Below are 24,411 nucleotides of genomic sequence, written 5' to 3'. Positions count from 1 at the left end.
AAGCATTCGACGGTGGGTCTACTGTCTTCTGCACAACGTAGTGCTTCACGGCACTGGGTCTGGTCAAACTCGAGCTAGTGGAACCTCCCACAAGCTCCGGCCTTTAGGCCGGGGTGATTGACGGTGTTGGAGTGCGTCAGTGGATCAGTGGGAGTAATCGCGTGCACCGAAGATGGCGGTGCCGACGCGCACGATAGTCGCGCCTTCGAGCACGGCGGCTTCGAGGTCCGCCGACATGCCCATCGAGAGCGTGTCGAGCGCGAGGCCATCGGCGCGCAGGGCATCGAAGAGCTCGCGCAACTGCCGGTGCGGTGCGCGCTGCGCGTCGAGCGTCGCTTCGGGCTCGGGAATCGACATCAGCCCGCGCAAACGCAGGTTGGGCAACGCGGCGACGGCGTGCGCGACCTGCGCGGCTTCCTGCGGTGCCACGCCGCTCTTGGTCGCCTCGCCGCTCACGTTCACCTGCAGGCAGACGTTCAGCGGCGCCATGCCAGCCGGGCGCTGCTCGGAGAGACGCTGCGCGATCTTGAGACGGTCGACGGAATGCACCCAGTCGAAACGCTCCGCCACGGCGCGCGTCTTGTTCGATTGCAGCGGTCCGATGAAATGCCATTCGAGGCTCGCGCGCAAATCAGCGAGCGTCTCGATCTTGTCCACGGCTTCCTGCACGTAGTTTTCGCCGAAGGCCCGCTGGCCCGCTGCGTGTGCGGCGCGCACGTCTTGCGCCGGAAAGGTCTTCGATACGGCGAGCAGCGCGACGGATTCCGGCGCGCGGCCCGCATTGCGTGCGGCGGCGGCGATGCGCTGGCGGACGGCTTCGAGATTGTGAGCGAAATCGGTCATCGGCATGGAGGCCGGCCGAGGCATTGCCGCGCTCGCGCGCGTGCCGTGGCCGTAGTGGCGAACTTGAAACGAACGAGGGCCATTATACGGACTATGCGGACCGCCCCCGGCGCTCAAAAGCCGGTTTGCGGTCCGCCGAAAGCCCTATGCCGAATGGCCGACTGTTGGCGCAAGCGGCGATTCGCTACGCTGGTTCGTCATCGAAACCCTCAGGCTCAGTTGGCCGCCAGCATATGTTCCACGAGTTCGATCCAGTGCGTGACCGGAATCGTCGTGCCGCTTTGCAGGTGCGCGATGCAGCCGATGTTCGCCGAAACGATCAGTTGCGGCTCCAGCGCCTTGAGCCGCTCCACCTTCTGGTTGCGCAGCGTGTAGGACAGGCGCGGCTGCGTGATCGAATAGGTCCCGGCGGAGCCGCAGCACAGGTGGCTGTCGACGGGCAGGCGCACGTCCAGCCCCAGCGCGGCGAGCACCTTCTCCACGCCGCCGCGCAGTTGCTGGCCATGCTGCAGCGTGCACGGCGGGTGATACGCCACGCTGTGAATGCCGCGCCGGCGTGTGGCCGCTACGAGCTGGTCCTGGAACGCGGGCAGGATCTCCGAAAGATCGCGCGTGAGATCGGCAATGCGTCGCGCCTTGTCCGCGTAGGCCGGATCGTTGCGCAGCAGGTGCGCGTATTCCTTGACCGTCGCGCCGCAACCGGAGGCGTTCATGACGATCGCTTCCACGCCTTGCTCGACGTACGGCCACCAGGCGTCGATGTTCGCGCGCACGTCGTGCAGCGCATCGTCCACGTAGCCGAGGTGCAGGCGGATCGCGCCGCAGCAGCCGGCCTGCGGCGCCACCACGGTTTCGATGCCGAGCGCGTCGAGCACGCGCGCCGTGGCCGTGTTGATGTTCGGCATCATCGAAGGCTGCACGCACCCCGCGAGCATGAGCATCTTGCGCGCATGCTTTGCCGTGGGCCACGCGAGCGGGCGCTGGCGCACCGGCACCTTGTCGCGCACGCGCCGCGGCAGCAGTGCGCGCACTTGCTGGGCCACGCGCATGACCGGCGAAAACAGCATGCGGTGCGGCAGGAAGCCCGCGAGGAAGCGGCGCGTGAGGCGCTGGCGCAACGGGCGCGGCACCATTTGCTCGGCATGCTTGCGGCCCACTTCCACGAGCCGGCCGTATTGCACGCCGGAAGGGCAGGTGGTTTCGCAGCTGCGGCAGGTGAGGCAGCGGTCCAGGTGCGTGAGCGTGCTTTTCGTGACAGGGGCGCCTTCCACCATCTGTTTCATCAGATAGATGCGCCCGCGGGGGCCGTCCAGCTCGTCGCCGAGCAACTGGTAGGTCGGGCAGGTCGCGGTACAGAAGCCGCAGTGCACGCACTTGCGCAGGATCGCGTCGGCTTCGTCGCCGTCGGGAGTGTTGCGAATGAAGTCCGCGAGGTTCGTCTGCATTGCCGCGTGAAGGTCCGGTCAGAAGTCGGAATAGAGGCGCCCGCGATTGAAGACGCGGGCCGGATCGAACGCGGCCTTCAGGCCGCGGTGGATCTTCATGAGTGGCGCGGGCAGGGGCGTGAACACCCCGGCGCTGCGGTCGTAGTCGCGGCCCGTGCGGAACATCGTGGCATGGCCGCCGGCCTGCTTCGCGCTGATGCGCACGGTTTGCGCGTCGGTTTCGGTGATCCACCAGCGTTGCGCGCCGCCCCATTCCATCAGCTGCGCGCCCGGCAACTGCAATGGCTCGGCAATCGAGGGCAGCGCGAGACGCCACAGCGCGGCGCCGGGCGTAATCGAGCCGAAGAACGGGTCGGTCTGCTCGCGCAGTCCCGCCCAGAAGCGTTCCGCCTCCACGGCGTCCACGACTTCACCGCCAAGCAACGCACGCGCGGCCTTCACACCTGCCTCGGCGCCCGCGAGCCGCACGGCGAGCGTGCCGTTGCGCCAGGCGCTGGCCGTCATCGGCAGTGGCCGGCCGCCCCATTCGTTGAGCTTGCGCACGGCGTCCGTGCCGTTCATGTCGAACTTGAGCGTGGTCTCCGCCTGCGCCACGGGCAGCACTTTCACCGAAAGCTCGAGAATGAGGCCGAGCGTGCCGAGCGAGCCCGCCATCAGGCGCGAGACATCGTATCCGGCCACGTTCTTCACGACCTGGCCGCCAAAGTGCAGCACTTCGCCGTGCCCGTTCATGAGCACCGCGCCCAGCACGAAATCGCGGGCGGCACCCGCGCTCGCGCGGCGCGGCCCGGCAATGCCGGCGGCGATGCAGCCGCCGAACGTGGCCTGGGGGCCGAAGTGGGGCGGCTCGAAGGGCAGCATCTGGCCATGCGCCGCGAGCGCGTGCTCGATCTCGAGCAGGGGCGTGCCGGCTCGCGCCGTGATGACGAGCTCGGCCGGGTCGTAGGAAACGATGCCCCGGTGCGCGCGCGTGTCGAGCACCTCGCCTTCGAGCATCTGGCCATACCAGTCTTTCGTGCCGCCGCCGCGTATGCGCAGCGTGCGCCCGTCTGCGGTCGCTGCGCGGATGCGCTCGGACCAGACCGCGACGATGTCTTCCTCTTCCATGATTTCCATGGCGCGTTTGTCGTTGTGATTCGTTCGATTGTACTGACGCGCCCCACTCTGGCAACCCGGGGCAGGCCCGCATGGTGGCAGGGTGCAAACGACGGAGGCCGCCGATGGCGACCGGCGACGGCACGCAGTGGGTCGTGCAAGCGGGTGAAATCGGGCGTGATGCCTGCGATTGGCATGCAAAACGCAAGATTTAGTGCGATGCACGCCAGATGGTTACGCAAAACGCATGCACTGCGCACTACGTAGGGCGCATGCATCGGCACTTGCATGACCTATGCGCTTTACGTCCCAGTTGGCGCACCGCTTCGGGCGGTGCGCCAGCGCGGTCCAGGAGCGGAGTTCAAAAGCGCGGCAGGTCCGGATGCGGCAGCAGGTTCCCGCGCACGTGCATCTTCCCGTATTCGGCGCAGCGTGCCCGCGTGGGGATGCCCTTGTCGGGGTTCAGCAGGCCGGCCGGGTCGAAAGCATGCTTCACGGCGTGAAAAGCGTCGCGCTCCTCGCGCGAGAACTGCACGCACATCGAGTTGATCTTCTCGATGCCCACGCCGTGCTCGCCCGTGACCGTGCCGCCCAGCTCCACGCAAGTTTCGAGGATGTCCGCGCCGAACGCCTCGGCGCGGTGCCACTCGTCGAGATCGTTGCCGTTGAAGAGGATGAGCGGGTGCATGTTGCCGTCGCCCGCATGAAATACGTTGATGCAGCGCAGCCCGTATTGCGCTTCCATTTCGTGGATGCGCGCGAGCAGCGGCCCGATCGCACGGCGCGGCACGGTGCCGTCCATGCAGTAATAGTCGGGAGAAATGCGGCCCGCGGCCGGAAACGCGTTCTTGCGGCCAGACCAGAACCGCAGGCGCTCTTCCTCGGTGCGCGAGATCTGGATGCGCGTGGCGCCATGCTCGCGCAGCACGATGGTCATGCGTGCAACTTCCTCGGCGACTTCCTCGGGGGTGCCATCGGATTCGCACAGCAGGATCGCGGCGGCGTCGAGGTCGTAGCCCGCGTTGACGAACTCTTCCACCGCGCGCGTGGCGGGCTTGTCCATCATTTCGAGGCCCGCGGGAATGATGCCCGCGGCGACGATCCCCGCCACCGCGTCGCCGCCTTTCACGACGTCGTCGAAGCTCGCCATGATCACCTGCGCCGTCTGCGGCCGCGGAATCAGCTTGACTGTGACCTCGGTGACGATAGCGAACATGCCCTCGCTGCCAATCATCACCGCGAGCAGATCGAGGCCCGGCGCGTCGGGAGCGAGCGAGCCGAACTCCACGATCTCGGCGTCCATCGTCACCGCGCGCACGCGCAGCACGTTATGCACGGTGAGGCCGTATTTGAGGCAATGCACGCCGCCCGAATTCTCGGAGACATTGCCGCCGATCGTGCAGGCGATCTGCGACGACGGGTCGGGTGCGTAATAGAGGCCGTAAGGCGCGGCGGCGTCGGACACCGCGAGATTGCGCACGCCGGGCTGCACGGTGGCCGTGCGCGCGTACGGATCGACTTCGAGGATGCGCTTGAAGCGCGCGAGCGAGAGCACGATGCCATGGCGGATCGGCATGGCGCCGCCCGACAGACCCGTGCCTGCGCCACGCGGCACGATTGGCACGTCGAGGCGCCGGCAGATCTGCACGATGCGCTGCACCTGCGATTCCGTCTCCGGCAGCGCGACGGCAAGCGGCAGCCGCCGGTATGCGGCGAGCCCGTCGCATTCATAGGCGACCGTGTCTTCTTCCCGATGCAGCAGGCAGTGCGCGGGCAGCACCGCCATCAACGCCTGAACGACTTCGCGCTGCCGTTGCGCGAGGACTTCCGGCGTCAGCTCCGGCAAATTCGCCTCCGGTGCGTTCATCTCTCCTCCGGTCCCATGCATGATGATTGTGGCCCGATCGTTGTCCGTCCGGGCCGTTGTTGCCGTTGTTGCCTTTGCCTGTATGGCGCTCCCGCTTCGAGCGGGGCGCTCAAACCCGGACGTCCCCGACTACGCCGCCCAACTGAAGATCTTGCCGGGGTTCATCAGATTGTGCGGATCGAGTGCGTGCTTGATGGCGCGCATCGTGTCGACCGTGTCGGCGCCATGCTCTTCCACGAGGAAGTCCATCTTGTGCAACCCCACGCCATGCTCGCCCGTGCAGGTGCCGTCCATGCGGATCGCGCGCTGCACGATGCGGTGGTTCAGGCGTTCAGCTTCCTCGATTTCCTCGGGCTTGTCCGGATCGATCAGGATCGCGACATGGAAGTTGCCGTCGCCCACGTGGCCCACGATCGGGCAGGGCAGCGGCGAGGCCTTGAGGTCGGCCTCGGTCTCCACCACGCATTCGGCGAGGCGCGAGATCGGCACGCAGACGTCCGTCGTCACGGCGCGGCAGCCGGGCCTGAGCTGCAACATGGCGAAGTAGGCGCTGTGCCGCGCGTTCCACAGGCGGTTGCGGTCTTCGGGGCGCGTGGCCCATTCGAAGCCTTCGCCGCCGTTTTGCGCGGCCAGCTCCTGCACGAGCTGCGCCTGTTCGGCCACGCCCGCTTCGGTGCCATGGAACTCGAAGAACAGCGTGTGCTTCTCGCGCAGCGTCAGGTTCGAATGGCGATTGATCGCGCGCACCGCGAGCGAATCGATGAATTCCACGCGCGCGATCGGCACGCCCATCTGGATCGTCTCGATGACCGTGCGCACGGCCTCGGCCATCGAAGGAAACGCGCAGACCGCGGCGGACACCGCTTCGGGCTGCGGGTAGAGCCGCACCGTGATTTCGGTGATCACGCCAAGCGTGCCCTCGGAGCCCACGAAAAGACGCGTGAGGTCATATCCCGCCGACGACTTGCGCGCGCGCGTGCCGGTCTTGATGAGGCGGCCGTCCGCGAGCACGGCGGTGAGGCCGAGCACGTTCTCGCGCATCGTGCCGTAGCGCACGGCGTTGGTGCCGGAGGCGCGCGTCGCCGACATGCCGCCGATGCTCGCATCCGCGCCCGGATCGATGGGGAAGAAGAGGCCGGTGTCGCGCAGCGCTTCATTGAGCGCCTTGCGCGAGATGCCGGGCTCGACGGTGACGGTGAGATCTTCGGCGTTGATCGCGAGCACGCGGTTCATCTGCGAGAGGTCGATCGAGACGCCGCCCTGTACCGCGAGCAGATGCCCTTCGAGCGACGAGCCGTTGCCATAGGGAATGATCGGCACGCCATATTGCGCGCACAGTCTCACGATGGCCTGGACCTCTTCGGTGTTTTGCGCGAAGACGACGGCGTCGGGCAACTGCGGATCGAAGCGCGATTCGTCGCGGCCATGATGCGCGCGCATGGCTTCGGAGGTGGACACGCGTTCGCCGAACGCGCTGCGCAACTGGTCGAGGAGATCGGCGGGGAACGGACGGCGGGGAGCGGACGTAGCGGCCGGCGGCGCGGGATGATTCACGCGGGTGTCTCCTTCGTTTGAACGTGATATTCAGCGCGTTTCATTTTACGCTCAACGTTCACACCGGCGTTCGCGCACGAGACAATGACGATTCAACCTGTTTGCGATACGGAGAGACACATGGGCAACCGCCTGAGCAAGATCGCCACACGCACCGGCGACGACGGCACGACGGGCCTCGGCGACGGCAGCCGCGTGCGCAAGGACGACACGCGCATCGCCGCGATCGGCGAAGTCGACGAGCTGAATTCGCACATCGGCGTGCTGCTGTGCGAGACACTGCCCGACGACGTGCGCGCCGCGCTGACGGCGATTCAGCACGATTTGTTCGACCTGGGCGGCGAGCTGTGCATGCCGGGCCACACCATCGTCACGGACGCTCATCTTGCGCGTCTGGACGGCTGGCTCGCCGAGTACAACGCCACGCTGCCGCCGCTCAAGGAGTTCATCCTGCCCGGCGGCTCGCGCGCGGCGGCGCTCGCGCATGTCTGCCGCACCGTGTGCCGGCGCGCGGAGCGCCTGATCGTCGCGCTCGGCGCCGAGCAGGGCTCGAACGCATCGACCGCGCCGCTCGCGCAAACGCCGCGCCGGTATGTGAACCGGCTCTCCGACCTGATGTTCGTGCTCGCGCGCGTGCTCAACCGGGCGGCAGGTGGCGCCGACGTGCTCTGGCGCCACGACCGCGGTGCAGCAAATGGCCAGCCCGAAGCCGGCTCCGACGAATAAAGGGGTCGAAACGAAGCGGTAGAGGAGCGGCGACCGCCTGGAAAACCGGACCGCCGATGCCGCTCCCACCGCGCAATCAGAACAATGCGGACAATGCTGGGGTGCGACAAAATGCCTGGGCCGGCTCGTCTCTTTAAACATGTATCGTATATGCATGTTTAACAAGGAGAAGCCGCAATGACTGCGCTCACCGCCGACCAGATTGCCCGCGTCAAGGCCACCGCGCCCGTTTTCGCCGAACACGGCACCACCATCACGAAGCACTTCTACAAGCGGATGTTCAACGCGCATCCGGAGCTGAAGAATCTCTTCAACCAGACGCACCAGCAGAGCGGCAGCCAGCCCGAAACGCTCGCACGCGCGGTCTACGCTTATGCGGCGAACATCGACAATCTCGGCGCACTCGGCGGCGCGGTCTCGCACATCGCGAACAAGCACGCGAGCCTGAACATCCGTCCGGAGCACTATCCGATCGTCGGCCGTCATTTGCTGGGCGCGGTGGTGGACGTGCTCGGCGACGCCGTCGATCAGCCCACGCTCGACGCCTGGGCGGTGGCTTACGAGCAGCTCGCGAACATCATGATCGGCGCCGAGGCGAAGCTCTATGAAGCGGCGCCGTGGAGCGGCTTCCGTCCGTTCAAGGTGGTGCGAAAGCAGATTGAAAGTGAAGAGATCACCTCGTTCTATCTCGCGCCCGCCGACGGGGCGCCGGCCGGTGGCTTCGAACCGGGCCAATACGTGAGCGTGACGCGCTATGTCGACAAGCTGGGCGTCGACCAGCCGCGCCAGTACAGCCTCTCCGACGCACCGCACGGCGGCTGGCTGCGCATCTCGGTCAAGCGCGAAGACGGCCGCGGCGACGTGGAGCCGGGCCACGTCTCGAACCTGCTGCATGACGGCGTGGAAGAAGGCGCGATCGTGCACGTGAGCGCGCCGATGGGCGAATTTAAGCTCAACCGCAACAAGACCACGCCGGTTGTGCTGATGAGCGGCGGCGTGGGTGTCACGCCGATGGCGTCGATGCTTGCCACGTTGCTGGCCGAGCGCAGCGAGCGCAGCGAGCGCAAGGTGAGCTTCGTGCACGCCTGCCGTAACCGCAGCGTGCATGCGTTCGGCGACTGGATGCGCCGCAGCGCGGCCGAGCATCCGAACGTGAAGCTCGCGGTGTTCTATGAAGAAGTGGGCGCAGCGGACCGCATGGGCATCGACTACGACTTCGAAGGCCGCGTCGAGCTCGAGCGCATCGCCGCGGACGCGATCCTGCCGGATGCCGACTACTACGTCTGCGGCCCGGTCGCATTCATGCGCGCGCAGCGCGACGCGCTGGTCGCCCGCGGCGTCGATCCCGCGCGCATCCACACGGAGATCTTCGGCTCCGGCATGCTGTAACGCGTCGCGCCGAAACGGCGTGATCTTCAGGCGCCGCGCGCATGCGCGGCGTCGCGCGTTTGCGGGTCCGCGCAGCGCAGGCGGCTCGCTCTCGCGCCTTACTCCTGCGACGCGCGCCGGTTCACCGCGCGATAACCAGACGGCGAGATCGACAGACGGCGCCGGAAGATCCGTGCGAGCTGCTCGCCGCGCGGCACGCCGCAGCGTTGCGCAATCTCGTCGATCGGCAGATTGGTTTGCGCGAGCAGCAGGCAACTGGCGTCGAGGCGCGCGCGCAGCAGATATTCGGAAGGTGTGAGGCCGGTCTGCGTTTTGAAGTGACGCAGGAAGTTGCGCATGCTCATCTGCGCGACGCGCGCCGCATCGGCAACGGTGATCGGCTGGTGGTAGTTCTCGCGCAGCCAGTGCGCGGCCGAGCTGATCTTGCCATTCGCGCTGTCCGATTCGCCGTCGTCGAGCATGGGTCCAATGCGCTCCCACGCGCCAGGCATCGCGTCTTCGGAGACCCGCTGCGCGAGCGCGATGCCCAGATTGCGCTTGACGACCTTCAGCGCGGCAAGCAGCGCCTCGGGCGGCGTCGAGATCACCGAAGCGCTCGCTTGATGCGCCTCGAGCGAGCGGCGCAGTCGCTGCGCCGAGGCCGCGGCGTTCAAGCCGGTGCGCAGGAACGACATGTCGGCGGCGGCGAGCACCGCGCGTCCCTCGCCGAGCGCGCGCACGATGCGCACCTTTGGCACGAGTGCCTGCAGGCGCGCGAGCAAGCGTTCGTTGTCGCGCGCCCGGGTGGCGCCCGAGCCGCCCGCGATGAAGAGGGTGTCGAAGGCGCCGCGCAGCGGCCCGTGCAAACTCTCTGTCCAGACGCGCAGCCCGCAGTTGCTCGCGACGCTGTTGCCCGCCTCGGAGAGCATCGCAAGCGAATAGAACGGCAGCATGCCGGCGCAGGCATCGTTCGCAAGACGAAACACATCGGCGAGCAGACTCACGTCCCCGAGCGGGAAACCCTCGAAAACCAGAATGCCGATGCGCTTGCCCATGTGTGCCAGGTTGAAGTGAGTGCCGCGTGGCCCGAAAGCGGCTTGCCGGCAGATCACCCGATCGATGTGCATGGCCGGTTCCTTGCGCAGAAATGGATTCGCAGGAGTACGTTGCGTTTTCGCGGGTGCAGACAGGCCGCGTTTCGATGGCCCTCATGATAGGCCGCAAGCTGTCGCCGCCGCGCGGCGCAGTCGGAAAACGCCGAGAAATTGGCAGAATGGTTCGATAGGCGCTGGTTACGCAGCCTTCGGCGCATGCGCCCGTGCGTCCTGGGCGCCACGCACCTAGCGGAAATAAGCCTTCGTATTCGCGTGCACGTCGTCGCGTGTGAGCAGTTCCTCAGGCGTGAGCCACGCATACTGGCTGTGCTGGTCGAAGCGCCCGACCGCCACGGTGCTGTCGAGCGTGAACGCGTAGGCGAGCACCACGTAATGCGTGCCGATGCCGTTCTCCGCCGCGAAGTTGTCCGGATACAGATGCTCGTACACGCCGCCAAAGCGCGCAGCCGATCGCTGCATGCCTGCGATGCCAAGCTCCGTTTCGACGATGCGTGCAAACGCGGCGTCCAGACGTTCCTCCTTGCGGATGCGTCCACCCGGCACGAACCACGTGCCGCGCGCGGGACGATTGCGCCGCTGGCCCACGAGGATGCGGCCATCCGGGTCCGCGACGATCAGGTCGATCGCGACGAGCGGCGCGAGGCGCACCACATCGAGGAATTCGGTAGGCGACAGCATGAGCGGGCGTTTCCGTAGGGTGGAGAAGACGCGTGGCGCAGAAAGCGGCGAAGCGTACGAAGCGTACGACACGTATGAAGCGCGCGGCACCGCGGTCAACTGCAATCAGTCTAGGCGGCGCAATATTGCGGCGCACTGTCGTTTGCCGCCGAAGTTTCGCTATCGCGGGCCAAGATGCGCGCAGCCTGGCAATGCGAGGCACTGCGCTGCCTCCTTTGCGGCCTCAGTGCGTGACGTAGCCTGCGGGCGTCATCGCGTTCGCCTTGACGACGGCCGCGTTGTCGGACACCACGTAGACCGGCGACTCGGTCAGGCTGAGCGGCAGCAGCCCGTCCTTGTAGCGCATCGTCGAGACGTTGCCCATCATGTCGAACACGCTCACCTGGCCCGAGCGGCCACGCGCATCCACCTGGAGCGTCCAGAGGGTCGCGCGGGTCGCGTCGAAACCGGCGCTCGCGCTCCAGTGCGCGTTGTCGTGGCTCCACAGCGCCGTGACCACCTTGCCGTCGGGCCGCGCGAACGCATAGGCGTAGACGCCGGCGGGCGTGCCGCGCAGCGGCCCGAGCGTGAAGGTGCCGTCTATCAGGCGTGTCATGGCCGCAACCGCGAGCGCGGCCGGCTTGGGGCTGATGTTCGCCGCGCCATAGGCGCCCTGCGGATGATCGAGCTCGAAAAACACACCGTAGCCGGGCGTGGTTTCCGGCATGTCCGCACCGTAGAACACGAAGGTCACGTCCGCACCTTCGCCCAGCATGATCAAATGCGTGCGCGCGACCACCGCGCCCTGTGCGTAAAGCGTCTGCGCGTCGGGATAGTGCGGGCCGTACTTCGCGCCGATGTCGTAGCTGATGCCGGTCTCGGTCACGAACAGCGGCGCACCGGGCTTGAGCAATTCGTGCATCGCGGCCCGCAGTTCGCGCATCGCGACGGGCAAGGAGGGCGTGCCGCCCGCGGGGGCGTCGGCGAGCCGCTCGGGCGGATGCGAGGGGCTCGTGCCGAAGTCGTAATAGCCGTGGATCGTGAGGCCGTCGAGATAGCGCGCAATGCCAAGTTGTGCGAAATGTCTGAGCCACTTCGTGTTGTCGCTCACGCCGGAATAGGTGAGCCCCATCACGACCGCGGAGGGGTCGGTGGCGTGAATGCCTTGCCAGACGGAGGCATAGAGATCGACGAAATGGGCGTCGGTGTCTTTCCATGGCAGGCCGCCCTCCGGGTCGGGCTCCCACGTGACCTGGTAGTAGTTGTGCGCCTCGCGCGGGAAGGTCCTCGCGCGCACGCGCGCGGACTCGGTGCCCACGCGCGCCATGTAATCGCGTAGTTGTGCCTCCGAGGCGGGCGCGTAGCTATGGGTTTCCTGGCCGTTCGCGCTCGCCCACGCCGGTATGCCATCGAGCAGAATCAGCCGCATGATGTCGCCGGGGCGAAATCCGCTGGCGAGCTGCGCGCTCGAGGGATCGAACGTATCCGGACCTTTCGGCTCCATGATGTACCAGTTGCGGTTGTCGTTGGCCCACGCGAGACCGAGGTCGGTATAGAGCGGACGAAAGCCGTCGCCGCCGCAGCAGTGCTGGCCGGGCGCGATGTAGGCCGTGCCCTGGCCGCCGAAGCGATGCTGGTCCTGGCGCGTGAAGCGCGGCGCCGGCAAGGTGGCGAAAACGTCGGGCAGCACGCCGAATGTGGCGATGCCGGCCGGACGTGTGCCGCGCTGAGGCAAGCCGACGGCGGGTTCAGAGGCGAGCGAGGCGGAGAATGCGAAGTAACCCGCGAGCGGCATCGTGCAGACGAGCGAGGTGATGCGCGCGCCGGCCGGCACGGGGAAGGTGCCGCTCGCCGCGGAGCGGCCCCACGTATCGGCGATCTGCCATTGCACCGTGTCGTCGCGCGCGGCGCGCGTGAGCACCTCGATGCGCACGCCCTTGCCGTGCGCAAAGAGCCGCGTGCCGTCGCTACCGGGCGTGTCGGCCGAGATCAGTTCGTCGCCCGCCGGCGCCGCGATGACGCCGGGGCCGCGGCGGCAGACCGGCGCGTCGGCGGCGCGGCACGTTTGCGTGGCGACCAGGGCGCCGAGCGCAAGCGCGAGCAAGCCGGCGGACCTGAAGGCGAGCGCCGCAGGCAATGCCGCCTGACGCGAGTCGGCCCGCGTGGCGAGCGCAACGTCAGGGGCATGCGTGGCCCGCGCATGCTTCGGAGCGGACCCAACGGAGGAGCGCAGCTTCATCGGCGAATTCCCGGCAGCGTGGAAAGGCAAGCCTAGCGGTTCGCAGCCTGCGCGCACCGCCAGGGTCCAGGCTTTTCACGCAATTGTCCGTGCGCTGGCGCACGCAGGCCGCGCAATTGACGGCGCACTGTCATTTGGGCATATAAGCGCCCGCATCGATTATTTGTAATTGTGCAGTGCAACCAAATTTGAAACGGTTAATATCCTGAATGCGCACGCCGATCCGGCGTTTAAAGCTTATTCAGCCCATTTAAATCGGACGAATGAGCGCGCAGTTATTGCTTTTCCGCCCCCCTTTTTTCCATCCTGCGTCCGCGCAAAGATCGGAAGACAACGCCGGCTTTTGTCGTATTAATGGCCGCTATGCCGCCTTTTGTAAGGCGTGCACGCTTTGTTCACTTCATCGAAGAAATCGGCGCTTGAACGGCTCGTTTTTCGATGCGAGCGGTAAGGTGCATGCTTCAAAACGGTTCGCGACCGGACTAAATGCGCCAATGTCTCGCCAGTTTCGGTCAGTCGTCGTTGCGCTGATTTTTCTCTGCCTATGATGCACTGCACACCGAATGCTATTACCAGGACTTTTCGCTTTGGACGGGGAGTGTTTGGAGGAAAAGCATGGCATACGCAAGTCTGGATTTGCCGCCGTTCGCTCATGCGCATCTGGTGACCTCGGGTATCAGTCGTGAGGTGCGCCACATCGCGATACTGCTATTCGATGGCTGCTCGCTGCTCGGCGCCGGCATTGTGGCGGAGGTGTTTCATGTCGCCAACGAACTGTCGTCGGATGCGTCACGCTGCTTGCCTTATGACGTGAGGATCCTTTCCTCCGATGGCGGCAACGTGACCTGCTCGTCGTCGGTGCGGGTCTGGACCGATGGGCTCGATGCGCATCACTATGTGGGATTCGACGCGCTCTTCGTCGCGGGCGGCAAGGGTGCATACGCGGCCGCCAACGACGAGCGCCTGATCGCCTGGTTGCGCCATGTGCACGCGAATACGGGCACGATCCGCCCGATCGGCGAAGGGCGCTCGCTGCTGGAGGCGGCGAGCCTGTGCAGCCAGAGCGCGGCATGCTCGTACCCGGTGCACAACGTGTACGACGAACCCGGCGGCGACGGCAGTGACCGGCTCGAGTCGATGAAGAGCGCGCTCACGCTTGTCAAGCGCGATCTGGGCGTGGACATCGCGCGTGCGGTGACTGACCGTTTGATGCCCGACTCGGGCGGCAACCTGACCCCGTTCCTTGGCGACGCGCTCGGCAGCGCGCCCGCCGACAAGGTGCGAACGGCCGCGCGCTGGCTGCAGGAGAACTGCCAGCGGGCGATCTCGATTGCCGACGCCGCGCAGGTCGCCGCGATGAGCGAGCGCAATTTCCTGCGCCGCTTCAAGCTGGAGATGGGCATCACGCCGTCGAACTATCTGCTGCATGCGCGGCTCGCCATTACCTGCAGCCTGCTGACCGATTCGGAGTTGCCGGTCGACAAGATCGCGCGCCGCACTGGCATGGGAAATGGCGATCGTCTCGCCAAGATTTTCCGTAAGCGCATGATGATTTCGCCATCCGAGTATCGCGAGCAAAGCCGTCGCGAAGCAAGAGGGTGAGCGCCGCCGGCAAGCCGCTTAATCCCTCGCGTATTCGTCCGCTCATTCGTCCGGCTATTGACCCGCCAGGCGTGCCCCTGGCCGTCATTTAGCCGCGGCTTCCTTAAGGTTGCGGATCGTGCGCGGCGAGGCGATGTGACCCTCTCTGATGTATAGGAGTACGAACATGAATGAAAGATCAGGGGTAGGTCAAGAAGTGCTCCCGCAAGCTGTCGCGCCAGACGCGCCGCAGAGCGATGCGCTTGCGTGCACACGCATCGTGCCGGTGGTGCTGGCGGGTGGCTCGGGCACGCGCTTGTGGCCCATGTCGCGCGAGCATTTTCCGAAACAGCTGATCGGCGTGGTCGGCAGCGATACGCTGCTGCAGGCGACAGTGCGCCGGCTCGACGGTTTCCCGCCGGGCTGGCAGGTGGCGGGCGCGCCAATCGTCGTGTGCGGCGAGCCTCACCGCTTCGTCATCGCCGAGCAACTGCACGCGTGCGGCATGGACGCGCGGCTCGTGATCGAGCCCGCGCGCCGTGACACGGCGCCCGCCCTCACGCTCGGCGCGGCGCTTGCGAGCGCGAACGGCGACGACGCGATCCTTGTCGTGATGCCGTCCGATCACGCGATCACCGACGTGGGCGCCTTGCAGCGCGCGCTCGCATGCGCCGCGCGCCACGCGCAGCGCGGTGCGATCGTCACGCTCGGCGTGCCGCCGCGCTCGCCCGAGACGGGCTTTGGCTACATCCGCGTGGGCGCGGCGCTCGAAGACGGTGCGCACCGCATCGACGGCTTCGTCGAAAAGCCCGCGGCCGAGCTTGCCGCGCAATACGTCGCGCAGGGCGGCTACTGGTGGAATAGCGGCATCTTCGTGATGCGCGCGAGCGTCTGGCTCGATGCGCTGCGCGCGCTGCAGCCCGATATGCATGCGGCCTGCCTCGCGGCGTTCGCCGACGGGCAGATGGACGGCACGGTATTTCGTCCGGACGCGGCGGCGTTCGCGCGCACGCCTGCCGACTCGATCGATTACGCGGTGATGGAGCGGCTTTCCAGCAGCAGCGGCTGGGCACCCGAAGGTGTGGTGGTCGCGCTCGACGCGGGCTGGTCAGACCTCGGCTCGTGGGACGCCGTGTGGGCCGCGATGGAAAAGGACGAAGCCGGCAACGCGGGGCGCGGGCGCGTGATGTTCGAAGGCGCCGTCGCGAGCTATGCGCATTCCGAAGGCCGTCTCGTCGCCTGCGTGGGCACTTCGAACCTCGTCGTGGTCGAGACCGCCGACGCGGTGCTGGTCGTCGACCGCTCGAAGGTCCAGGAGGTGAAGGGGCTGGTCTCGCGCATCAAGGCGCAGCACGCACCCGAGGCCGACGAGCACCGCAAGGTCCAGCGCCCATGGGGTTTCTACGACTCGATCGATCATGGCGAGCGTTTTCAGGTGAAGCGCATTGTCGTGACACCCGGCGCGCGGCTCTCGCTGCAACTGCATCACCATCGCGCGGAGCATTGGACCGTCGTGCGCGGAACCGCACTCGTCACACGTGGTGAGGAATCCTTCCTGTTGAGCGAGAACGAGTCGACCTATATACCGCTTGGCGTGCGCCATCGGCTCGAAAACCCCGGCAAGGTGCCGCTCGAGATCATCGAGGTGCAATCGGGAGCGTACCTCGGTGAGGACGATATCGTCCGCTTCGACGATACCTACGGCCGCTGCAGTTGAGCGGCCCGGCGCGAGCGGCAAGGTGACTGACATGCGCGAGCTTCAAAACCTGATGGCGAGGCTGCTGGACGTGACCGCGGTGGGGCTGGGCGCGAGCGTGGCGTCGCAGATTCGCTTCGACGACATCGCGCCGCGCGGCATGAACGAGGCGTTCGTGCTGCTGGCGGCCGCGTTCACCCTTACGATCTTTCCGGCGTTCGAGCTTTATCAGTCGTGGCGCGGCCGCTCGAAGGCGCTGCTGGCCGGCGAGGTGTCGCTCGCGTGGCTGGTGGTGCAGGGCTGCGCGCTGATTGCGATGTACTCGATGGTGCATCATGTGGACGCGGTTTCGCGTCTCTGGTTCGCGTACTGGACCGCGATGTCCGGCGCGCTGCTCATCGCGTGGCGCATCGGCGCGCATGGCGTGCTCGCGCGCGTGCGGCGCGCGGGACACAATCTTCATCAGGTCGCGATCGCCGGATCGGCCTCGCAGTGCGACGAGATCGCGCGGCGCATCGATGCCGAGCCGGGCTCGGGTTTTCGCGCCGCCGCGCTCTACAACACGATGCCGCAGATGCGGCCCGCAAACGCTGGCCAGGCGACGCTCTGCGACACCATCGAGGCGTTCGCCCAATACATCCGCGAGCATGACGTGCACGAGCTGTGGCTCGCGCTCTCGCTGGCCGAAGAGCGCACCGTGGTGCGGCTCGTCACCGAATTCCGCAACGATCTCGTGAATATCCGCTTCATTCCCGACGTGCGCTCGCTGGCGCTCTTCAACACCAGCAGCGTGATCGAGCTGCTCGGCGTGCCGGCGATCAATCTGGTCGCCTCGCCGTTGTCCGCGGGCGCACAGTTCAAGAAGGCGCTGTTCGACCGGCTGTTCGCGAGCGCGGCGCTCCTCGGCCTGATGCCGCTTTTGATCGGCATCGCCATCGCCGTGAAGCTCTCGTCGCGCGGGCCGGTCCTCTTCAGGCAGCGCCGCAAGGGGGCTGACGGCCGCGTGTTCACGATCTACAAGTTCCGCACGATGCGCGAGCATACCGAAGCGCCGGGCACGCTCAGCCAGGCGACGCGCGGCGACCCGCGCGTCACGCGGCTGGGCGCGTTCCTGCGTCGCACGAGTCTCGACGAGCTGCCGCAGTTCTACAACGTGTTGCGTGGCGACATGTCGGTGGTCGGCCCACGCCCGCACGCGCTCGAGCACGACGATCTCTACCAGCGCGTGGTGACAGGGTACATCCACCGCTACCGCATCAAGCCGGGCATCACGGGCTGGGCGCAGGTCAACGGCTTTCGCGGCGAGACCGATCGCCTCGAAAAAATGGAACTGCGCGTGGCGCACGATCTGTACTACCTCGGCCATTGGTCGTTCTGGCTCGACATGCGCATCATCGCGGCCACGATCGCTCACGGGCTGACCAGTCCCAACGCTTACTGAGAACGCAGGCTGAGCATGCTGAATAAGTGTGCTGAATGAACGCGGGACGCGGACACCGGCGAAGCGATCGACGCACAGGCACTCCGCGCGAGTTTCACCAGGTTTCGGGAGATCGACGATGGCGATGAACTTTGAAGGCGGTTATGCCGTGGCAGGCGCCGACGAGCGATATCTGGGCGACTATCTGCAAACCATCGTCTCGAGCTGGCGAGTCATTGCGCTCGTGACGCTCGCCGTCACGCTGCTCGGCGCCTCGTATGCCTTCCTCGCCCGGCCGACCTATCGCGCCGACGTGCTGTTCCATATGGTGGACAAGACCGACAGCAGCAAGAAGGACGCCAGCCTGCCGCCGCTCACCGGCATGTTCGATACGAAGACGTCCGCAAACGGCGAGATCGAGATGCTGAAATCCCGCATCGTCACCGAGGAGACGGTGCGCCGCCTGCATCTGGACATCGCTGCGCACCCGCGCGAGCTGCCGGTCATCGGCGCGCTCTTCTCCGGACTTGTGAACGGCAACTGGGGCGTGAAGCTGCCATCGTCCTTGAAGCCGTCCGGCTATGCGTGGGGCAGTGGCGATATCGTGGTGTCGCGCTTCGACACGCCGGATACGCTGTACGACCGCAACTTCACGCTGGTCGCGGGCGAGGACGGCAGCTTCGTGCTGCGCGACCCCGATGGCGCCGCGCTGCTCCAGGGCCGCGTGGGTGAGGACGTTGCGGTCAACACGGTCGACGGTCCGATCGCCCTGCGTGTGGAACGTCTCAGCGGGCCTCCCGACACGCCGTTCGTGCTCACGCGTGCCTCGACGCTGACCACCGTCGAACGCCTGCAGCGCGCGCTCGACGTGTCCGAAGTCGGGCTGCAGTCGGGCGTGATTCGCGCGAGCCTCGAAGGGCACGACAGCCAGCTGACCGCGGCGATCCTCAACAACATGGCGCGCGAGTTCATCGTGCAGGACGTGGAAAGCCGTTCCGCTGAAGCGGAGCACATGCTGGGGTTCCTCGACGAACAACTGCCGCAGTTGCGCGCGCAGCTCGACGCAGCCGAGCAGCGCTACAACAAGTTCCGCAACGAGCACGGCACGGTCGACCTGGGCGAAGAAAGCCGGCTATTGCTTCAGCAGGTCGTCGACAACAAGACGCGTCTCGAAGATCTGCAGCAGCAACGGGCGGAACTGGCCCAGCGCTTCACCGAGCATCACCCGGCGGTCGCCGCGCTCGACGCGCAGATCGCGACGCTGCAACACGCGCAGGGGGCGCTGACACGCAACGTCGCTTCCTTGCCCGACACCGAGCAGACCGCGGTGCGGCTGCTGCGCGACGTGCACGTGGACACGGAGCTGTACACCAACCTCCTGAACAGCGCGCAGGAGCTGCGCGTTGCGAAGGCGGGCCAGGTCGGCGACGTGCGGGTCGTCGATTACGCGCAGGCGCCCAACGACCCGGTGCGGCCCAGGCGCGTGCTCGTGATCGTTCTGTCCTTCGCCGGTGGGATCGTGCTGGGCATCCTGATTGCCTTCGTGCGCAAGTCGCTGTACGGCGGCGTCGAGCGTCCCGACGAGCTCGAGGCGGCGCTCGGCGTGCCGGTCTTCGCGGTGGTGCCGCGCAGCGCGCAGCAGTTGCGGCTGCAGCACCACGTGTCGTTGCGCCGGCGCGGGCTGCACGTGCTCGCGCAGCAATCGCCGCAGGACGTCGCGGTCGAGGGCGTGCGCAGCCTGCGCACCTCGCTGCAGCTCACGCTGAACGACGCGCGCAACAACATCGTGATGCTGACCGGCTCGCGGCCCGACGTCGGCAAGTCGTTCCTGTCGGTCAATCTCGCGGCGCTGGTCGCGTCGGTGAACAAGCGCGTGCTGATCGTCGACGGCGACATGCGGCGCGGCGACGTCCACTCGCACTTCGGCATTGCGCATCAGCCGGGACTCTCCGACGTGCTGCTCGGCGCCGACCTGCACACGGCGATCCAGCACGAGGTGCTGCCGGGCCTCGACGTGCTCGCCAAGGGCTCGCTGCATGCGCACCCGTCCGAATTGCTGATGAGCGCGCGCTTCGAGGCGCTGCTCGACGAGCTGAAAGAGAAGTACGACCTCGTGATCGTCGATACGCCGCCGGTGCTCGCGGTGACCGACTCGACCGTGATCGGGCGCTACGCGGGGACGTCGCTGCTGGCGATCCGCCACGGCCGGCATCCGCTCTCCGAGCTCGAGGAGACCGTCAAGCGCCTGCGCAACGGCGGCGTGAACCTGTGCGGCGTGCTGCTCACCGACGTGCCGAAGACCGGCGCGTTCGCCGGCGGCGGCTATCGCGGCGGCTACTACGGATACGAAAGCATTGCGGGTTGAGCAGGACGTCCGCGGCCGGCCGGCGCCGCGCGGACGGCGCAAGCGTGGAAACCATTTCGCTCACGCGAGGAGAGAACAATGGCTCGTAAGGTTGCGTTGATCACCGGCATCACCGGTCAGGACGGTTCGTATCTGGCAGAACTGCTATTGAACAAAGGCTACGAGGTGCATGGCATCAAGCGGCGCTCGTCGCTGTTCAACACCGACCGGATCGACCACTTGTATCGCGATGTGCATGACCCGGAACCGGGCATCCAGCTGCATCACGGCGAGCTGACCGACTCCACGGCATTGCTGCGGGTGATCCAGCGCGTCGCGCCCGACGAGATCTACAACCTCGCCGCGCAAAGCCACGTGGCGGTGTCGTTCGAGGAGCCCGAGTACACCGCGAACGCGGACGGGCTCGGCACGCTGCGCATCCTGGAGGCGATCCGCATTCTCGGTCTCACGGGCAAGACGCGCTTCTACCAGGCGTCCACCTCGGAGCTGTACGGGCTCGTCCAGGAGGTGCCGCAGCGCGAGACCACGCCGTTCTATCCGCGCAGCCCCTACGCAGTCGCGAAACTGTTCGCCTACTGGACCACGGTCAACTACCGCGAGGCGCACGGCATGTACGCATGCAATGGGATCCTGTTCAATCACGAGTCGCCGCAGCGCGGCGAGACGTTCGTGACGCGCAAGATCACGAGGGCGATCGCGCGCATCGCGGTCGGGGTGCAGAAGACCCTATACCTGGGCAACCTCTCCGCGTTGCGCGACTGGGGCCACGCCCGCGATTACGTCGACATGCAGTGGCGCATGCTGCAGCAGGCGGAGCCGGAAGACTTCGTGATCGCAACGGGCGTGCAGTACAGCGTGCGCGACTTCGTGCGCGCGGCTGCGGCGGAACTGGGCGTCACCGTGCGCTTCGAGGGCTGCGGCGTCGATGAGGTCGGCATCGTCGAGCAGGTGCAGGGGCGCGAGACGCGGCTGGAGGCGGGCGACGTGATCGTGCGCGTCGATCCGCGCTACTTCCGTCCGACCGAGGTGGAAACACTGCTCGGCGACGCCTCGAAGGCCCAGCAAAAGCTGGGCTGGAAGCCCACCACGACATTCGAGTCGCTCGTCAAGGAGATGGTGCGCTCGGACTTCCAGATCGCCAGGCGCGACGCGCTCGTCACGCTGGCCGGCTTCAAGGCTCTCGAACATCACGAGTGACGCACATGGACACGAACTCCCGAATCTTCGTCGCGGGCCACCGCGGCATGGTGGGATCGGCGCTGTTGCGCGCGCTGCAGGCGCACGGCTACTGGAACCTCGTCACGCGCGCACACGAGGCGCTGGACTTGACGGATCAGTCCGCGGTCGACGCCTTTTTCGACGGCGAGCATATCGACGCAGTGCTGCTCGCGGCCGCGCGCGTCGGCGGCATCCTCGCGAACGCGACGCAGCCCGCGCAGTTCGCGTACGACAATCTCGCGATCGAAACCAACGTGATACGCGCCGCTTGGCAAGCGGGCGTCGAGCGGCTGGTGTTCTTCGGTTCCTCGTGCATCTATCCGCGCGAGTGCCCGCAGCCGATCCGCGAAACCTACCTGCTCACCGCGCCGCTCGAGCCGACCAACGAAGCCTATGCGATCGCGAAGATCGCGGGCCTCAAGCTCTGCGAAGCGTACAACCATCAGTACGGCACACACTTCGTCTCGCTGATGCCGACCAACCTCTACGGCCCGAACGACAACTACGACCTCGGCAGCAGCCATGTGCTGCCGGCACTGATTCGCAAGGCGCACGAGGCGCGCGCGAACGGCGCGCGCACGCTGACCGTATGGGGTTCGGGCACGCCGCGCCGCGAGTTCCTGCACGTCGACGACCTCGCCGACGCGACGCTCTTCGTGCTCGAGCACGAGACCGGCGACGGCGTGTACAACGTCGGCGTGGGCGAGGATTTGTCGATCCGCGACCTGGCGCAGCGCGTGTGCGACGTGGTGGGCTTCGCGGGCGAGCTGGTGTTCGACGCGACCAAACCCGACGGCACGCCGCGCAAGCTGCTCGACGTGTCGCGGCTCGGCAGCCTTGGCTGGCATGCGCAAATCGGCCTGGACGAGGGGCTCGCGCGCACCTATGGCGACTTTCTTCAGTCGCATGCGGCGCCGGCTTGCGAGGCCGAGGCGCGCGCCTGAGGCACGCTTGAGGGTGTGCCTTTGTGTTGGCGGCGGGCGCCGTGTGCGGACCGGCTAAATGGCACCCGCTTTTTTTTGTGTGGGGAGGTTCGGCGCCGCGGCCGCCGCATGGCGCCGATCCGGCTTCGGCCGTGCGCCAGACGAAACGAAACAGAAAGGCGACGCGATGAGAATCCTGATCTACGGATTGAACTACGCGCCCGAGGTGACGGGCGTCGGCAAGTACACGGCCGAGATGGCGGAGCTGCTGGTGGCGCGGGGGCACGAAGTGCGCGTGGTGAGCGCCCAGCCGTACTACCCGCAGTGGCGCGTGCACGACGGCTATCGTGCGTGGCGCTATCGGCACGAAACGTGGCACGGGGTGCCGGTCTGGCGCGCGCCGCTGTGGGTGCCGTCGCGGCCCGGCGGGCTCAAGCGCATCGTGCATCTGGCGAGCTTCGCGCTCTTGTCGCTGCCGCTGCTCGTGCGCCAGGCGCCATGGCGGCCGCAGGTCCTGATGCTGATCGCGCCTACGCTGGCGTGCGCGCCGGGCGCGCTGGCGCTCGCGCGGCTCGTCGGCGCGCACGCCTGGCTGCATATTCAGGATTTCGAAGTTGACGCCGCGTTCGATCTGGGGCTGCTGCAGGGCGGCGGCGCGTCGCGTATCGCACGTGCGGCCCATGCCGCCGAACGCGCGCTGCTGCGTAGCTTCGACGTCGTGTCGTCGATTTCGGTGCGCATGGTCGAGCGGGCGATCGACAAGGGTGTCGACGCGTCGCGCGCCATGTGCCTGCCGAACTGGGTCGACATCCGCGCGATCTTTCCGCTGCCTGAGCCGAGCATGTTCCGTCGGCGGCTCGGCATCGCGGCGGACAGTATCGTCGTGCTGTACGCCGGGAGCATGGGCGCGAAGCAGGGTATCGAGATACTCGCGGACGTCGCGACGGCGCTGGCAGACCGGCGCGACATCCGCTTCGTGTTCTGCGGCGACGGCGCGGCCAGACGCGAGCTGATGACGCGCTGCGCACCGCTGGCGAACTGTCACGTGCTGCCGGTGCAGCCGGCCGAATGGCTCAACGCGTTGCTGAACGTTGCCGATATCCACGTGCTGCCGCAGCGCAACGACGCCGCCGACCTCGTGATGCCGTCGAAGCTGACCGGCATGCTCGCGAGCGGCCGCGCGGTCGTTGCCATGGCGCGGCCCGGCACGTGCCTTTTTGACGTGGTGTCGGACCATGGGATCGTGGTGCCGCCCGAGGACAGCGCCGCGCTCGCGGCGGCGATCGTCACGCTGGCCGGCGACCCCGCGCGGCGCGCGACGCTAGGCCGTGCCGCGCGTCAGTACGCGCAGCGCATGCTCTCGCCGCAGTCGATCTTTGGTGCGCTCGAAGCCCGACTCGCCGCGCTCACGGGCGGCGATGCCGCGCCAGCGGCCGGCCCGCAGCAGCCCGCGGGCAGCGCAGCCCCTGCGGCACGCAAATCAGGCACGAGCGGGAAGGCGCTGCAGGAGGTCGAGCAGTCCGATGCGGGCACGTAGGGCCGCGTGACGGCTGAACCCGTGGCGACGCCTGGCGCCATCAGCCGTGCGCCCGGCTCACCACGGCGATTTGTATAGCTGCTCCGCGGCCTCGCCGGGCGACGTATAGGGGGTGCTGTACGGGTTGCCGTAGACCTGGGCGGTCGGGGAGGTCTGGCTGGCGCCGTAGTCATACCCCGCGGTGCCGCGATGTGCGCTCGAACCCGAGCCATTCGCCAGCGCGTTGCCGGCCCGCGAGATGCCGTTCTTGCCGATCCTGCTGGCGCTCGTGGCGACGCGGCCGGTTCTCGACACACCGCCGCCGGTCGCGCTCGCGCCGCTTGCGGCGGCGTCCGAAGGCGTGACGATGTGCATGTGCTTTTCGTTCGTGAGCGCGTCTTCCGCGTCGTCGGGCGAGGCGCCGTTCGTGCTGTACGGATTGGCGCTGTAGGGGTTGCTGCCCGACGAACCCGGGCTGCCGAGCAGCCGTTGCTCGTCGGACTTTTCGCGGCTCACGGTCGAGGACAGGGTGTCGCCCGTCTGTTCGCCCGGCGTGGCGGACGCTGAACCAGGCGCCGCGCGCTGCGCAAGCGCCATGCACGGCCACGCAAGGCACGCGGCAACGAGTGCGGCAGCGAGCATATTGGGCGGCACGCTGTGGACCGCCACGGCGGAGCCAGCGCAAGCGGCCAACGGAGACTGACGGCAAAACGTGAGCATGGCGTCTATCCTGCGCGCCGCGAACCATGCGGCATGATGCCTTCATGGTGCCCATGCCGCGTC

General features: G+C 67.1%; 18 protein-coding genes. 9 read left to right on the top strand and 9 right to left on the bottom strand.

Going from position 1 to position 24,411, the window contains the following annotated elements; genetic code table 11:
* Positions 1-144 precede the first annotated feature (144 nt).
* The 5 genes from BO1_RS02070 to BO1_RS02045 all read right to left on the bottom strand — a co-directional run bounded on the left by BO1_RS02070 (position 145) and on the right by BO1_RS02045 (position 6,804).
* Entirely contained in the window at positions 145-843 is a 699-nt protein-coding gene (locus BO1_RS02070) for a YggS family pyridoxal phosphate-dependent enzyme (protein WP_028216124.1), read from the bottom strand.
* A 215-nt stretch (positions 844-1,058) separates the two neighbouring features.
* Positions 1,059-2,288, bottom strand: a complete 1,230-nt coding sequence (gene glcF, locus BO1_RS02065) for a glycolate oxidase subunit GlcF (protein WP_028216123.1) — start codon at positions 2,286-2,288, stop codon at positions 1,059-1,061.
* An 18-nt stretch (positions 2,289-2,306) separates the two neighbouring features.
* Positions 2,307-3,395, bottom strand: a complete 1,089-nt coding sequence (gene glcE, locus BO1_RS02060; protein WP_028216122.1) for a glycolate oxidase subunit GlcE — start codon at positions 3,393-3,395, stop codon at positions 2,307-2,309.
* Between the two features lie 349 nt (positions 3,396-3,744).
* Positions 3,745-5,250 (bottom strand): FAD-linked oxidase C-terminal domain-containing protein, encoded by a 1,506-nt coding sequence (locus BO1_RS02050; RefSeq protein WP_028216121.1) that lies wholly within the window; start codon positions 5,248-5,250, stop codon positions 3,745-3,747.
* Positions 5,251-5,379: 129 nt separating this feature from the next.
* A complete protein-coding gene (locus BO1_RS02045; protein WP_028216120.1) occupies positions 5,380-6,804 on the bottom strand; it encodes an FAD-binding oxidoreductase in 1,425 nt (474 codons plus the stop codon).
* Between the two features lie 120 nt (positions 6,805-6,924).
* On the opposite strand from BO1_RS02045, the gene BO1_RS02040 reads away from it, so the two are divergent.
* Positions 6,925-7,530: a cob(I)yrinic acid a,c-diamide adenosyltransferase gene (locus tag BO1_RS02040; RefSeq protein WP_028216119.1), complete on the top strand. Its 606-nt coding sequence runs from the start codon at positions 6,925-6,927 to the stop codon at positions 7,528-7,530.
* A 177-nt stretch (positions 7,531-7,707) separates the two neighbouring features.
* Positions 7,708-8,919: an NO-inducible flavohemoprotein gene (gene hmpA / locus BO1_RS02035; protein WP_028216118.1), complete on the top strand. Its 1,212-nt coding sequence runs from the start codon at positions 7,708-7,710 to the stop codon at positions 8,917-8,919.
* 98 nt (positions 8,920-9,017) lie between these two features.
* Here the strand turns inward: hmpA and BO1_RS02030 are convergent, their stop codons facing one another.
* The 3 genes from BO1_RS02030 to BO1_RS49345 all read right to left on the bottom strand — a co-directional run bounded on the left by BO1_RS02030 (position 9,018) and on the right by BO1_RS49345 (position 12,909).
* Positions 9,018-10,025, bottom strand: a complete 1,008-nt coding sequence (locus BO1_RS02030) for a GlxA family transcriptional regulator (RefSeq protein ID WP_043283547.1) — start codon at positions 10,023-10,025, stop codon at positions 9,018-9,020.
* 213 nt (positions 10,026-10,238) lie between these two features.
* Positions 10,239-10,691, bottom strand: a complete 453-nt coding sequence (locus BO1_RS02025) for a GDP-mannose mannosyl hydrolase (protein ID WP_028216116.1) — start codon at positions 10,689-10,691, stop codon at positions 10,239-10,241.
* 223 nt (positions 10,692-10,914) lie between these two features.
* On the bottom strand, positions 10,915-12,909 hold the full coding sequence (locus BO1_RS49345) for a hypothetical protein (protein ID WP_052409338.1): 1,995 nt from the start codon (positions 12,907-12,909) through the stop codon (positions 10,915-10,917).
* A gap of 615 nt (positions 12,910-13,524) precedes the next feature.
* Between BO1_RS49345 and BO1_RS02015 the strand changes: the two genes are divergently transcribed.
* The 7 genes from BO1_RS02015 to BO1_RS01985 all read left to right on the top strand — a co-directional run bounded on the left by BO1_RS02015 (position 13,525) and on the right by BO1_RS01985 (position 23,649).
* Entirely contained in the window at positions 13,525-14,511 is a 987-nt protein-coding gene (locus BO1_RS02015; protein ID WP_028216115.1) for a GlxA family transcriptional regulator, read from the top strand.
* A gap of 166 nt (positions 14,512-14,677) precedes the next feature.
* Positions 14,678-16,207, top strand: coding sequence for a mannose-1-phosphate guanylyltransferase/mannose-6-phosphate isomerase (locus BO1_RS02010; RefSeq protein WP_028216114.1), 1,530 nt, complete (start codon positions 14,678-14,680; stop codon positions 16,205-16,207).
* Between the two features lie 31 nt (positions 16,208-16,238).
* Positions 16,239-17,627 carry an undecaprenyl-phosphate glucose phosphotransferase gene (locus tag BO1_RS02005; protein WP_028216113.1) on the top strand — a complete coding sequence of 463 codons (1,389 nt, stop codon included), beginning with the start codon at positions 16,239-16,241 and terminating at the stop codon, positions 17,625-17,627.
* Positions 17,628-17,745: 118 nt separating this feature from the next.
* Positions 17,746-19,971, top strand: a complete 2,226-nt coding sequence (locus tag BO1_RS02000; RefSeq protein WP_028216112.1) for a polysaccharide biosynthesis tyrosine autokinase — start codon at positions 17,746-17,748, stop codon at positions 19,969-19,971.
* A gap of 78 nt (positions 19,972-20,049) precedes the next feature.
* Positions 20,050-21,168: a GDP-mannose 4,6-dehydratase gene (gene gmd, locus BO1_RS01995; protein ID WP_028216111.1), complete on the top strand. Its 1,119-nt coding sequence runs from the start codon at positions 20,050-20,052 to the stop codon at positions 21,166-21,168.
* Between the two features lie 5 nt (positions 21,169-21,173).
* Entirely contained in the window at positions 21,174-22,133 is a 960-nt protein-coding gene (locus BO1_RS01990; RefSeq protein WP_028216110.1) for a GDP-L-fucose synthase family protein, read from the top strand.
* A 166-nt stretch (positions 22,134-22,299) separates the two neighbouring features.
* Positions 22,300-23,649: a glycosyltransferase WbuB gene (locus BO1_RS01985; protein WP_028216109.1), complete on the top strand. Its 1,350-nt coding sequence runs from the start codon at positions 22,300-22,302 to the stop codon at positions 23,647-23,649.
* A gap of 57 nt (positions 23,650-23,706) precedes the next feature.
* Here BO1_RS01985 and BO1_RS01980 read toward each other — a convergent pair whose 3' ends face one another.
* Complete coding sequence (locus BO1_RS01980; protein ID WP_028216108.1) at positions 23,707-24,348, bottom strand: hypothetical protein; 642 nt, start codon at positions 24,346-24,348, stop codon at positions 23,707-23,709.
* Between the last annotated feature and the right edge of the window lie 63 nt (positions 24,349-24,411).

Source organism: Paraburkholderia oxyphila NBRC 105797, assembly GCF_000685075.1.
In the GTDB taxonomy this organism is placed as follows: domain Bacteria; phylum Pseudomonadota; class Gammaproteobacteria; order Burkholderiales; family Burkholderiaceae; genus Paraburkholderia; species Paraburkholderia oxyphila.
Note: the sequence above shows the minus strand (reverse complement) of the source record. Positions and strands in the feature narration are given on the sequence as shown.

Bases quoted from the DNA above. Each gene is read 5' to 3' on its own strand.
- BO1_RS02030 (WP_043283547.1), bottom strand. From the start codon at position 10,025: ATGCACATCGATCGGGTGATCTGCCGGCAAGCCGCTTTCGGGCCACGC.
- glcE (WP_028216122.1), bottom strand. From the start codon at position 3,395: ATGGAAGAGGAAGACATCGTCGCGGTCTGGTCCGAGCGCATCCGCGCA.
- BO1_RS02010 (WP_028216114.1), top strand. From the start codon at position 14,678: ATGAATGAAAGATCAGGGGTAGGTCAAGAAGTGCTCCCGCAAGCTGTC.
- BO1_RS01985 (WP_028216109.1), top strand. From the start codon at position 22,300: ATGAGAATCCTGATCTACGGATTGAACTACGCGCCCGAGGTGACGGGC.
- BO1_RS01990 (WP_028216110.1), top strand. From the start codon at position 21,174: ATGGACACGAACTCCCGAATCTTCGTCGCGGGCCACCGCGGCATGGTG.
- BO1_RS02015 (WP_028216115.1), top strand. From the start codon at position 13,525: ATGGCATACGCAAGTCTGGATTTGCCGCCGTTCGCTCATGCGCATCTG.
- BO1_RS02000 (WP_028216112.1), top strand. From the start codon at position 17,746: ATGGCGATGAACTTTGAAGGCGGTTATGCCGTGGCAGGCGCCGACGAG.
- glcF (WP_028216123.1), bottom strand. From the start codon at position 2,288: ATGCAGACGAACCTCGCGGACTTCATTCGCAACACTCCCGACGGCGAC.
- BO1_RS02040 (WP_028216119.1), top strand. From the start codon at position 6,925: ATGGGCAACCGCCTGAGCAAGATCGCCACACGCACCGGCGACGACGGC.
- hmpA (WP_028216118.1), top strand. From the start codon at position 7,708: ATGACTGCGCTCACCGCCGACCAGATTGCCCGCGTCAAGGCCACCGCG.
- BO1_RS02025 (WP_028216116.1), bottom strand. From the start codon at position 10,691: ATGCTGTCGCCTACCGAATTCCTCGATGTGGTGCGCCTCGCGCCGCTC.
- BO1_RS02005 (WP_028216113.1), top strand. From the start codon at position 16,239: ATGCGCGAGCTTCAAAACCTGATGGCGAGGCTGCTGGACGTGACCGCG.
- BO1_RS02070 (WP_028216124.1), bottom strand. From the start codon at position 843: ATGACCGATTTCGCTCACAATCTCGAAGCCGTCCGCCAGCGCATCGCC.
- BO1_RS01980 (WP_028216108.1), bottom strand. From the start codon at position 24,348: ATGCTCACGTTTTGCCGTCAGTCTCCGTTGGCCGCTTGCGCTGGCTCC.
- BO1_RS49345 (WP_052409338.1), bottom strand. From the start codon at position 12,909: ATGAAGCTGCGCTCCTCCGTTGGGTCCGCTCCGAAGCATGCGCGGGCC.
- BO1_RS02050 (WP_028216121.1), bottom strand. From the start codon at position 5,250: ATGAACGCACCGGAGGCGAATTTGCCGGAGCTGACGCCGGAAGTCCTC.
- gmd (WP_028216111.1), top strand. From the start codon at position 20,050: ATGGCTCGTAAGGTTGCGTTGATCACCGGCATCACCGGTCAGGACGGT.